Origin of the sequence: Acetobacter syzygii (assembly GCF_000964225.1) — a bacterium.
GTDB classification, from domain to species: Bacteria; Pseudomonadota; Alphaproteobacteria; order Acetobacterales; family Acetobacteraceae; genus Acetobacter; species Acetobacter syzygii.
Window position 1 is genome coordinate 22,270 of sequence record NZ_BAMZ01000011.1, and the last position, 10,548, is coordinate 32,817.

The 10,548-nt window shown below is 59.1% G+C and carries 13 protein-coding genes and 1 pseudogene; 11 read left to right on the forward strand and 3 right to left on the reverse strand.

What is annotated here, in order from left to right; all coding sequences use genetic code 11:
• Positions 1–79: 79 nt before the first annotated feature.
• The 10 genes from Absy_RS05385 (at position 80) to Absy_RS05430 (ending at position 6,812) form a co-directional block, all read left to right on the forward strand.
• A complete protein-coding gene (locus Absy_RS05385) occupies positions 80–451 on the forward strand; it encodes a HesB/IscA family protein (protein WP_048853736.1) in 372 nt (123 codons plus the stop codon).
• The gene (locus tag Absy_RS05390) at positions 448–1,236 is read left to right on the forward strand and encodes an exodeoxyribonuclease III (RefSeq protein ID WP_048853722.1); all 789 of its coding nucleotides are present in this window, start codon (positions 448–450) and stop codon (positions 1,234–1,236) included. The genes Absy_RS05385 and Absy_RS05390 overlap by 4 nt, the downstream gene beginning before the upstream one ends.
• Complete coding sequence (locus Absy_RS05395; RefSeq protein ID WP_245614745.1) at positions 1,208–1,807, forward strand: GNAT family N-acetyltransferase; 600 nt, start codon at positions 1,208–1,210, stop codon at positions 1,805–1,807. The genes Absy_RS05390 and Absy_RS05395 overlap by 29 nt, the downstream gene beginning before the upstream one ends.
• A 211-nt stretch (positions 1,808–2,018) precedes the next feature.
• On the forward strand, positions 2,019–2,099 hold the full coding sequence (gene pqqA / locus Absy_RS05400) for a pyrroloquinoline quinone precursor peptide PqqA (protein WP_035370857.1): 81 nt from the start codon (positions 2,019–2,021) through the stop codon (positions 2,097–2,099).
• Positions 2,100–2,185: 86 nt separating this feature from the next.
• A complete protein-coding gene (pqqB, locus tag Absy_RS05405) occupies positions 2,186–3,097 on the forward strand; it encodes a pyrroloquinoline quinone biosynthesis protein PqqB (RefSeq protein ID WP_048853724.1) in 912 nt (303 codons plus the stop codon).
• Positions 3,094–3,834, forward strand: coding sequence for a pyrroloquinoline-quinone synthase PqqC (gene pqqC, locus Absy_RS05410; RefSeq protein WP_048853725.1), 741 nt, complete (start codon positions 3,094–3,096; stop codon positions 3,832–3,834). Before pqqB ends, pqqC begins: the two co-directional genes overlap by 4 nt.
• On the forward strand, positions 3,831–4,127 hold the full coding sequence (gene pqqD, locus Absy_RS05415) for a pyrroloquinoline quinone biosynthesis peptide chaperone PqqD (RefSeq protein ID WP_048853726.1): 297 nt from the start codon (positions 3,831–3,833) through the stop codon (positions 4,125–4,127). Before pqqC ends, pqqD begins: the two co-directional genes overlap by 4 nt.
• On the forward strand, positions 4,124–5,212 hold the full coding sequence (gene pqqE, locus Absy_RS05420; protein ID WP_048853727.1) for a pyrroloquinoline quinone biosynthesis protein PqqE: 1,089 nt from the start codon (positions 4,124–4,126) through the stop codon (positions 5,210–5,212). Before pqqD ends, pqqE begins: the two co-directional genes overlap by 4 nt.
• Before the next feature lie 196 nt (positions 5,213–5,408).
• On the forward strand, positions 5,409–6,374 hold the full coding sequence (locus Absy_RS05425) for a DMT family transporter (protein ID WP_048853728.1): 966 nt from the start codon (positions 5,409–5,411) through the stop codon (positions 6,372–6,374).
• Positions 6,375–6,461: 87 nt separating this feature from the next.
• Positions 6,462–6,812, forward strand: a complete 351-nt coding sequence (locus Absy_RS05430; RefSeq protein ID WP_048853737.1) for a zinc ribbon domain-containing protein YjdM — start codon at positions 6,462–6,464, stop codon at positions 6,810–6,812.
• 87 nt (positions 6,813–6,899) lie between these two features.
• Here Absy_RS05430 and yghU read toward each other — a convergent pair whose 3' ends face one another.
• From yghU to Absy_RS05445, 3 genes are all read right to left on the reverse strand, one after another.
• Positions 6,900–7,769, reverse strand: coding sequence for a glutathione-dependent disulfide-bond oxidoreductase (yghU, locus tag Absy_RS05435; protein ID WP_048853729.1), 870 nt, complete (start codon positions 7,767–7,769; stop codon positions 6,900–6,902).
• A 198-nt stretch (positions 7,770–7,967) separates the two neighbouring features.
• Positions 7,968–8,981: a ferritin family protein gene (locus Absy_RS05440; protein WP_048853738.1), complete on the reverse strand. Its 1,014-nt coding sequence runs from the start codon at positions 8,979–8,981 to the stop codon at positions 7,968–7,970.
• 130 nt (positions 8,982–9,111) lie between these two features.
• A complete protein-coding gene (locus Absy_RS05445) occupies positions 9,112–9,795 on the reverse strand; it encodes an ATP-dependent Clp protease proteolytic subunit (RefSeq protein ID WP_173958149.1) in 684 nt (227 codons plus the stop codon).
• Between the two features lie 95 nt (positions 9,796–9,890).
• Between Absy_RS05445 and Absy_RS05450 the strand changes: the two are divergent.
• Positions 9,891–10,548 (forward strand): annotated as a pseudogene (locus Absy_RS05450) (hypothetical protein); the annotation flags it as partial.

Consider the following 10,548-nt stretch of genomic DNA (forward strand, 5'->3'; position numbering starts at 1 on the left):
TTAAGCTATTGGAGGAAAGTTGACCATTGGAGGTATCTTTCCCCTTCAAACCTGCACGGTGGCGGATTATCTATGGGGTATGACACAGCCAGCCCCCACTTTTTCCGTCTCGGATTCTGCGGCCAGCCGCATAGCCAGCGTGGTTGCCAAAAAACAGGCCACCGCCACCTCTGCGCAGGCAGCACCTGTTGCCCTGCGCGTATCGGTGGAGGCGGGGGGTTGTAACGGGTTCCAGTACCTCTTTACCCTTACGGCACCAGATGACATTGCCACCGACGATGTGCGCATAGAAAAAAATGGGGCCCTTGTGGTTGTAGACCCCACCAGTCTGGACCTGCTGGCGGGTGCGGAGCTGGAATTTGCAGACAAGCTGATGGGCGCGCATTTTTCCATTACCAACCCCAATGCAGCCTCCTCCTGCGGGTGTGGCACAAGCTTTTCCCTCGCATGAAAATCGCAACATGGAATGTGAACTCGGTTCGTCTGAGGCAGGACCTCATTCTGGACTGGCTCGCCCGCGAACAGCCCGATGTGCTGATGATGCAGGAAATCAAGTGCGAAACAACCGCCTTTCCCGCAGCAGCCTTTGAGCAGGCCGGGTATGGCTGTGCCATTGTGGGCCAGAAATCCTACAACGGGGTTGCAACACTGGTGCGTGGTGGATTTGAAACCACAACCCTAACCCTACCCGGCTTTACCGACCCCGCCGCACGGTATGTGGAGGTCCGCACACAGGGGCTGGTGCTGGGCAACCTGTACCTGCCCAACGGCAACTCCGGTGGGGAGCAGGGCTATGCGACCAAGCTGGAGTTTCTGGCAGCCCTGACCGCACGCGCCCAAGGCTTTCTGCTACAGGATACGGACTTTGTGCTGGCGGGTGATTACAATATCTGCCCCACACCAGAGGACTGCGCACCCGGCGCCCTTGGTCCGGATGATGCACTGGTACGCCCCCAAAGCCGCGCTGCATGGCGGCAACTACGCTGGCTTGGGCTAACCGATGCCCTGCGCGCCCTGCACCCCCACGGTGCAGCCTATACGTTCTGGGACTATCAGGCTGGTGCATGGCCGCGCGACTGCGGGTTACGGATCGACCATATGCTGCTCTCTCCCCGTGTTGCAGAACGCCTGCAAACCGCCCGCCCGGACCGGGATGAACGGGGCATGGAGCGCCCGTCTGACCATGTTCCCCTGATTGTAACTCTAGATGATGCCACCACCCCCACGGCCGGTTGAGCAGGCAGGCAGCATGGACCAGCCATCCGGCACAGCGGCCCCCCGGCCCTACACCATACGCCCCGCCAGCATGGCGGATGCTGCGGCCCTGCCCGCACTGGAGCAGGCCGCAGCACAGGCATTCTGCACCATACCGGAGCTGAAATGGCTGGCCGATGGCGATACGCTGCCCCTACCCACCCACCAGGCCTGCATAACCGCACGGACATGCTGGGTGGGGGTGGATGACCAAGACCGACCACTCGGCTTTTTAAGCGCCCACCCATACGGGGATGCCCTGCACATTCTGGAAATGTCGGTCATACCGGCAGCGCAGGGGCGCGGGCTGGGCCGCCACCTGCTCCGGGCGGCCTGCGCAGGGGCGCAGGCCCTTGGTCTGCGTAGTGTTACACTCACGACCTTTGTCACCGTCCCGTGGAATGCGCCTTTCTATGCCAGACAGGGGTTTTCCGTTGTCCCGCCCAGCGCACAGGACGCGCGGCTGCGCGCCATACTGGCACACGAAGTCGCGCAGGGCTTTGCCGCAGAATCCCGCTGTGCCATGCGACTGGACCTGCCGCCTGCTCCATGATGTGTTGCAAAATGAGACACCCATGCCAGTTGAGAATCACACCAAACATCACACTCCCGTGATAAACAGCCCCCCATACCTCTTATGCGGGCGCAAGACCTTGCACGTTTGCTTTTTTTAATCACACTGACCGCACTCTGACGCACCGCACAGACTTGCGATGTGTGGCTGCGTTATTGTGCACCCCACACCTATGCCAAGGAGAAATATCATGGCCTGGAACGCACCAAAAGTTACGGAAATTCCGTTGGGCGCAGAAATCAACAGCTATGTCTGCGGTCAGAAGAAATAAGAGAGGGCTTCCCTCTCTCAGCCGTCAGGTAGGGACATGCCAGACCGGCTTTCCCCCTGACGGCTTTTTTGTTTAGAAAGCGCGTTATGCTTGATATTGTTGTCCTTGGCGCAGCCGCAGGTGGCGGTTTTCCACAATGGAACTCCAATGCCCCCGCATGTTGCCGCGCCCGTGCGGGTGACCCCGCAGCGCCTGCCCGTACACAGGCTTCCATTGCCGTGAGCGGAGACGGCACATCGTGGTATGTGCTGAACGCCTCCCCCGACCTGCGTACCCAGATCAACCAGACACCCGACCTGCACCCCCGCACCGGCCTGCGTTCCACCCCTATTGCAGGCGTGGTACTGACCAGTGGCGAAATTGATGCCATTACCGGGCTGTTAACCCTGCGCGAGCGCCAGCCATTCCAGCTTTACGCAACCCGGCCCGTGCTGGAGCAGCTGGATGCAAACCCCATTTTTAATGCGCTCGACCGCACTCTGGTGCCACGTCTGCCCATGGTGCTGGACCAGCCACTGGCCCTTGACCCTCCGGGCTTCAGCATCACGCCATTTTCTGTCCCCGGCAAAGTGCCGCTTTACGCGGAAAAAACCGAAAACCCGGCCGAAATCATGAACAATGGTGAGACCATCGGGCTGGACATTACCGATGGCAAAGCCCACGTCCTGTTCATTCCCGGCTGCGCGATGATGACGGACGACCTGCGTGCCCGCCTGCAAGGCGCGGATGCCGTTTTTTTTGATGGAACCCTGTGGACGGATGATGAAATGCTCCGCGCGGGGCTGGGCAGCAAAACCGGCAAACGCATGGGCCACATGTCTTTGGCGGATGAGCCAGATGGCACCTTTGCCGCCTTTGCGGGGCTTGGCGTCAAACGCAAAATTCTCATCCACATCAACAATTCCAATCCGGTCCTGCTGGCCGATAGTCCGGAACGCAAACAGGCCGAAGCCGCAGGCTGGGACGTGGCTTTTGATGGCATGAAGGTAAGATTATGACCAACCGTATTCTCACCCCCGACGCGCTGGAAGCCGCTTTGCGCGCCATTGGAGCAGAGCGTTACCACAACCTGCACCCGTTCCACCGCGCACTGCACGATGGCAAGCTGAACAAAGGGCAGGTGCAGGCATGGGCGCTGAACCGCTATTATTATCAGGCCAGCATTCCCGCCAAGGATGCCTCCCTGCTGGCACGCCTGCCCACCACGGAGTTGCGGCGTGAATGGCGGCGCAGGCTGGAAGACCACGATGGCACCCAACCCGGCACCGGGGGTGTGGCCCGCTGGCTTAAACTGACCGACGGGCTGGGGCTGGACCGCGCCTATGTTGAATCGCTCGAAGGTCTGCTGCCGGGCACACGCTTTGCCGTGGAGGCCTATGTCCAGTTTGTGCGCGAACGCTCCATTCTGGAGGCCATAGCCTCCTCCCTGACCGAGCTGTTCTCCCCCACCATCATCAGCGAACGTGTTGCGGGTATGCTCGGCAACTACGACTTTATTACGGAAGAAACACTCGCCTACTTCAAACCCCGCCTGACGCAGGCTCCGCAGGATTCCGCCTTTGCTCTGGCCTATGTGCGCGAACATGCCCGCACGCCTGAACAGCAGGCTGCCGTGCTGAACGCACTCAAGTTCAAATGCAATGTTCTGTGGTCCATGCTCGATGCGCTGGATTACGCCTATGTCGTACCTGCACGCATTCCGCCCGGTGCATTCCGCCCGGATACACAGGCATGACACAGGCCACCGGCCAGACTGTAACCGAAAGCACTGTGCCGCGGTTTGCCCGTGGCACACGGCTCCAGTATGACCGCGTGCGCGAGGTATGGTTTGTGCAGGCCCCCGAACGGGCTTTTCATGCTGATCCGATTGCCGCCGAAATTCTGCAACTGGTAGACGGCAGCCGCACACTGGGCGCGATCATTGATCAGCTTGCCCTGAAGTTTGATGCCCCCCGCGCCGTTATTGCGCAGGACGTGCTGGCCATGGTGGCGGACCTGACCGACAAACAGGTTCTGCTCCACGCATGACATCTCCCCCACCCCCGATGAGCCTGCTGGCGGAGCTGACACACCGCTGCCCGCTCCAGTGCCCCTACTGTTCCAACCCCCTCATGCTCGACCCCAGAACGCAGGAGCTGGGCACGGCTGAGTGGCAGCGTGTACTGGACGAAGCGGCACAGATGGGGGTTCTGCAGGTACATTTTTCTGGTGGGGAACCCATGGCCCGCCCCGATCTGCCAGAACTTGTGCGCCACGCCGCCAAAGCCGGATTATATTCCAACCTCATTACCTCTGGCGTTCTGATCCGCCCGGATAGCCTGCGTGCCCTCGCAGATGCGGGGCTGGACCATATCCAGCTCTCTTTTCAGGACGTGGAAGCAGCAAGTGCGGACCGTATTGCCAACATGGCTGGCGCACACGCCAAAAAGCTGGAAGCCGCCCGACTGGTTGCGGCCGAGGGTCTGCCGCTCACACTCAACTTTGTCATCCATCGCCAGAACGCACAGCGCGTACCGGCCATGCTGGAGCTGGCCGAACAACTGGGCGCACGCCGGGTGGAAATTGCCCATACCCAGTATTATGGCTGGGGCTTGCTCAACCGCGATGCCCTGCTCCCCGACCGTGCGCAGATTGAGGCCACAACGCAGGCCGTTCAGGCTGCGCGCACCCGTTTGGCCGGGCGGATGAGCATAGATTTTGTAACCCCCGATTATTACGAGGACCGGCCCAAACCCTGCATGGGCGGGTGGGGCCAGCGCTTTTTAAATATTACTCCCACGGGCAAGGTGCTCCCCTGCCATGCGGCAGAGACCATTCCTAACATTGTTTTCCCATCCGTAAGGGAAGCAAGCCTTGCGGACATATGGGACCATGCACCCATTTTTACCCTGTTCCGTGGAACGGAGTGGATGCCAGAACCCTGCAAGTCCTGCGCCTTCAAGGAAGAAGACTGGGGAGGCTGCCGCTGCCAGGCGCTAGCTTTGGCTGGTCAGGCCAATGCAGCAGACCCGGTGTGCCACAAAGCTCCCGACCACAACGCGGTCGTGCAGGCCATTGCCCAACGCCCACAAACGCCACCACCATTCCGCTACAGACGGTTTGGCAACGCCTGAGACGGGGCCCAACCGGGTGCACTCCCACACGGCCCTACAGGCAAAGAGCGATTATCCATCCCCATTTTGTGGCACACGCAAAGGCAAATTGCATACAGCCAGCACTTGTGGCTAAGAAGCACAGACAACGCCAGAACAACGCCTGATTCTGGCACCCCCCACAGCCAACACCCCCGATCATCAAGGCAGCATCCCCATGCACCATCCAACCGAGCAGCAGAACCTTGGCAAAGGCATTGCCTACGGTATTGGAGCCGGTGCCTTATGGGGGCTGGTCTTTCTGGCCCCTGAGCTCATTCCGAATTTTACCCCGATGGAAATGGCAGGCAGCCGCTACGTGCTGTATGGCCTGTTTGCTGCCGCCATGGTTGCGCCACGCTGGCGGGTTTTAAGCCACACCGTATCGCTACGCACATGGTACACCCTGACGTGGCTGTCGTTTGCGGGGAACACGGCTTATTATATTCTGCTTGCCAGCGCCGTGCAAAACGGGGGCATGACCACAACAACCCTTGTCATTGGCTTTTTGCCCGTATTGGTCACGCTGATTGGCAGCCGCGATAAAAACGCTGTTCCCCTGCGCCAACTCCTGCCATCCATTCTGCTCTGCCTGGCTGGGGCAGGCTGCATTGGCTGGCAGGCCCTGCACACCCATGTGCATTCCACCGCCCGGGCGCCCCTGCTTGGCCTGCTTTGTGCTGTAGCAGCCCTTGGCTCGTGGACACTCTATGCCGTGGGTAACAGCCGCGCCCTTGTGCGCCAGCGCCATTTTTCCGCCCATGACTGGAACCTGCTTACCGGGCTTGCAACTGGTGCACAGAATGTTGTGCTGCTTCCTTTGGCCCTTATGCTCGACTCAACCTCGCATGGGCTGGACCAGTGGCGCAACTTTGCGCTGGTCAGTGCCGGGGTGGCGCTACTGGCATCCATTGGGGGCAACGCCCTATGGAACAGAATGAACCAGTTGCTCCCGCTTACTCTGGTGGGGCAGATGATCCTGTCCGAAACCCTGTTCTCTCTCTGCTATGGTTTTATCTGGGAACAGCGCCTGCCTACGGGGACCGAGGCACTGGCCATTGCCTGCGTTGTATCGGGCGTTTTGCTCTGTGTTCATGCTCACCGCAAACCAAGTGCTCAGGCGCTCAACCGCTCTACGGCATAACGGTTTGCGGGGTGCCCGTTTGGGGCGCTATTTCTATTACCCCACGCATGTATTAGGTTGCCCCCCATTCTAACCACGGGGATGACCATGAGCGACGAGCACAAATGTCCGCAATGCGGGTGTGAACATATTTACCAAGATGGTGGCCTGTGGGTCTGCCCCGAATGCGCGCATGAATGGAACGAATTTTCCACCAGCGATACCGATGCTGCCAGCACGGGCGATGTGCGGGATGCCAACGGCAATGTGCTCAGCGATGGGGATACCATTACCGTAACCAAGGACCTGAAGGTCAAAGGCTCCTCACTTGTGGTGAAGAGTGGCACCAAGGTCAAAAATATCAAACTGGTAGATGGTTCGGACGGTCACAACATTGCCTGCAAAATCAGCGGCATTGGCGCGATGAACCTGAAGTCCGAATTTGTAAAAAAATCCTGACTTCCTGCGCTGCGGCAGGGATGGCGCTAACAAGCCAGCCCTGCCGCACTCTTACACACCTAAAAAAAATGTTCTGGCACCTGATTTTCAGCGATTGTGCGTGCCAACCTTATCCTGCGTTCTGGTTGCAAAATCGCTGGCATCATGCCGTTCATGTAATTGGGTGGCGGGGTCGCCAAATGTGCGGTTGACCATACGACCACGCTGCACGGCGGGGCGAGCCAGCAGATCCCTGGCCCAACGCTGCACATGCGGGTAATCCGCTACACTCAAGAATTCCGCAGCATTATACAGCCAGCCTTCCACCAGCCAGCCATACCACGGAAAAATGGCCATATCGGCAATGGTGTAGTCATCCCCTGCAATATAGGGGGTTTCCGCCAGCCTGCGATTCAGCACATCCAGCTGGCGTTTGGTCTCCATGGCAAAACGGTCGATGGCGTATTCGATTTTTTGCGGCGCATAGGCATAAAAATGCCCAAACCCACCCCCAACATAAGGCGCGCTCCCCATCTGCCAGAACAGCCAGTTCAGGCACTCGGTACGACCTTTTATATCTTTGGGCAAAAAAGCGCCAAATTTTTCGGCCAGATACAGCAAAATGGAGCCGGATTCAAAAACACGGATCGGTTCTGCCCCGCTATGGTCCACCATGGCCGGAATTTTTGAATTGGGGTTTATCTGCACAAACCCGCTACCAAACTGATCCCCTTCCCCAATCCGGATCAGCCACGCATCATACTCCGCGCCTGTGTGGCCAAGTGCCAGAAGCTCTTCCAGCATGGTTGTGACCTTAACCCCATTGGGGGTTGCCAAGGAGTAAAGCTGCAACGGGTGCTTACCTACCGGCAAAACGGCATCATGCGTTGGGCCTGCCACGGGGCGGTTGGTGCTGGCAAAGGCACCACCGTTACCCTTGTTCCAGACCCATACCTTTGGAGGGGAATACTCAGTCATTGCGCCACCTGCCTGTTACCTTGTTCAACGCCTGCGCCTGTGTTGCTGGCGCACGTAAGACTTAAGGTAAGAGGCAAATGCAGTTTTGCCACCCCTTGCACCTCCATTGCCCCCATGCCGCACCCCAAAAACTGCCCCAAAACAAAACAGCCTGCCCCGAAAGGGGCAGGCTGCCAGCCAGCAAACAGGGCAAAAAGTTCAGGCCGCTTTTTTGCGATTGGCCTTGAAAACACCAGACGCAAACTCCCATGCCCGACCCACATCGCGAATAACACGCGCAATAGCCGGGGTTGTGGTCGGGCGGAGCAGGCGCGGGTCGTACCCGGCAAAACGCCGATCGTCCTCTTCCAGGCACAGCTCCATAAAGTCGGGCAGGCTGATCTGGATGTTGGTAACTTCCTTGGTGCCGGTCACGGTAAAGTTGTTGTCCTGCGTATGGACCTGACCGCTATCATCCACCGTGCGGGCAAGGCTCATGCGTTCGTAGGCAAGGAAGCCCCACACAGCCCAGACCTTCGCCTCAAAAAACGGACGACGCCACCACGGCATAACGGCACGGTACCATGCCAGCCAGTTGGCAAACAGCAGAATATGGCGGCATTCTTCCTGCATAATCGGCTCAAACGTATCGGTCAGCTCTTCGGGGAAGTAGCCTGAACGCTTGGCCAGTTCGAACATGCCAAATGCAAAAAAACTATCCACACACTCGGAAAAACCCGTGACCAGATAAGCCCATTCCACATCCCGTGGTTCTATGTACGGGGGTTCTGGCGCCATGGGAATATTATAGGCCGCCACCATTTTGGACAGCACTTCCTTGTGCCGGTTTTCTTCCCACGCATTGCGCGAGATGGCGTCCTTTACATCCGGGTCAGTGACCAGATTGGCATAAGCAGCCATGCGCAGCCGGGCCTTGCCCTCGGTCTGCACGGCAATGTCCCAGATCGGCAGGGAGGTCACACGGTGCAGTGTTTCCGGGTCCAGCTTTGGCCAGTCAATAACGGATGGCTTGTAAGGATTAAACGTGTCGCGGAACATCTGCGCCAGTGCACGTTTGTGCTCATCCGACCCCGGTTTAAGCGGCCCACGAACGGGGCTTAACCAATGGCGTGCGCGAAAGTCCGCCTCGGCCACAGCCTCGGCATTAGGCGGGGCCGGAAGGTCATCCATACTTTCCGGCAGATGGGAATAAATATCGCTCAGAGAACCCATGTGAGGAACCCGTTTTCTGGGGACCTCCCCTTTTTGCAACCGGCCCTGACTGGCTGGAACGTCGGAAGGTCCAATAAACCCAAAACATGCCGCCATGCCCATGCCGGGCAATGGCGGCGATGCCCCCCGTTTAGTGCAGATCAGTCAGCTTAGAAATGATCTTGGTCACTAATCCGTAATCAATCGCCTCTTTTGCGGACATCCAGTAATTACGGTCCGTGTCCTTGACGACTTTTTCGTACGGCTGCCCGGTTTCACGCGCAAAGAGATGGTTCAACCGTTCGCGCATTTTAATAATTTCGCGCGCTTCAATATCAATATCCGTTGCCGGACCGCGCACGCCACCCATGGGCTGGTGGAGCAGAAAGCGCGTGTTGGGCAGGCAGAATCGACGATCTTTGTGACCTGCGGCAAAAATGAGTGCCCCAGCCGATGCGACCCACCCTGTACCGATCATGTTGACCGGAGCAATCGAATCGACAAAGCGGATCATGTCATGGATCGTGTCACCACTTTCCACGTGCCCACCGGGAGAATTGACGTACACATCAATCGGCTTGTCGGATTCACCGGCCAGTGCAAGCAGGCGGCCTGTTACGTCCCGCGCCACCTTGTCGTTGATCCCGCCAAAAATAAGCACCTTACGCTGCTTGAACAGCTTGTGCTCCAGTTCGCCCTGTGGCGCGCCAGAGGATTTACCTTCCTCTTTTTCGGGATTTTCCGGGGTTTCCGGCTCATCGTCCAGCCTGATGGCGTTACGCGAGAAAATGCCCGTCATTGCTGTCTCCGCACATTGTTCCGTATCAGTGTTCATTCTCTTATCCTGCGCTGCCCTGACGTGCCTGCCAAGGGGCAATCATGCGCTCTCTCGCCACGGGGATGGGAAAAGGCTAAGGTGCGCGACAAATTGTGTCAGGTTTTTGGAGTATCCACCCCGCCATGCAGCAGCCCCCATTGGAGCAGAAGCCGACCAGCCGGAAAAACACGCCCCGGCCTGCCCGCTTTATGCAGACTGCCAGCATGGCTGCCCTTCTGGCATGTGGTGGCACGGTTGCAGGCTGCCAGCACCGCGATGCGATTGACGCAACACTGGACTGGACCCGCAGCATGAAAGGGGGCGTCATTGCCGAGCAGCGCCCACCCCCGCCGGGCCGGTACGACCCGTACCCCAATGTGGGGCTAACCCCCACACAAGCGCCTGATGTGCCCTCCCCCGCGGCCCGTGCGCTGGTGAGCGAGCAGCTCACCCGTGAGCGCAATCTGACCTACCGGACGGTGGCGGCCAATGGCTCCATCATCCCCGATATCCCTCCCCCACCGGCTCAGGCAGCGGCGGCAGCAGCAGCGGCGGCACCCCCGGCTCCTGCTCCGGCCCCTGCGGCTCAGGGTGCGGCTCAGCCCGCTCCCCCTCCGCCACCCAAAGCACCTCCAGCCCTGCCCGAAGGGGTTAATGGGGCAATTATGGATGCGGCGGAATCTCCGCCTCCTCCCCCGGCACTACCGGCTCCTGCCGCTCCTGCCAAGCCACCTGCACCTGCACCTGCACCTGCACCTGCACCTGCACCTG

Bases quoted from the DNA above. Each gene is read 5' to 3' on its own strand.
- Absy_RS05385 (WP_048853736.1), top strand. From the start codon at position 80: ATGACACAGCCAGCCCCCACTTTTTCCGTCTCGGATTCTGCGGCCAGC.
- Absy_RS05390 (WP_048853722.1), top strand. From the start codon at position 448: ATGAAAATCGCAACATGGAATGTGAACTCGGTTCGTCTGAGGCAGGAC.
- Absy_RS05395 (WP_245614745.1), top strand. From the start codon at position 1,208: ATGATGCCACCACCCCCACGGCCGGTTGAGCAGGCAGGCAGCATGGAC.
- pqqA (WP_035370857.1), top strand. From the start codon at position 2,019: ATGGCCTGGAACGCACCAAAAGTTACGGAAATTCCGTTGGGCGCAGAA.
- pqqB (WP_048853724.1), top strand. From the start codon at position 2,186: ATGCTTGATATTGTTGTCCTTGGCGCAGCCGCAGGTGGCGGTTTTCCA.
- pqqC (WP_048853725.1), top strand. From the start codon at position 3,094: ATGACCAACCGTATTCTCACCCCCGACGCGCTGGAAGCCGCTTTGCGC.
- pqqD (WP_048853726.1), top strand. From the start codon at position 3,831: ATGACACAGGCCACCGGCCAGACTGTAACCGAAAGCACTGTGCCGCGG.
- pqqE (WP_048853727.1), top strand. From the start codon at position 4,124: ATGACATCTCCCCCACCCCCGATGAGCCTGCTGGCGGAGCTGACACAC.
- Absy_RS05425 (WP_048853728.1), top strand. From the start codon at position 5,409: ATGCACCATCCAACCGAGCAGCAGAACCTTGGCAAAGGCATTGCCTAC.
- Absy_RS05430 (WP_048853737.1), top strand. From the start codon at position 6,462: ATGAGCGACGAGCACAAATGTCCGCAATGCGGGTGTGAACATATTTAC.
- yghU (WP_048853729.1), bottom strand. From the start codon at position 7,769: ATGACTGAGTATTCCCCTCCAAAGGTATGGGTCTGGAACAAGGGTAAC.
- Absy_RS05440 (WP_048853738.1), bottom strand. From the start codon at position 8,981: ATGGGTTCTCTGAGCGATATTTATTCCCATCTGCCGGAAAGTATGGAT.
- Absy_RS05445 (WP_173958149.1), bottom strand. From the start codon at position 9,795: ATGAACACTGATACGGAACAATGTGCGGAGACAGCAATGACGGGCATT.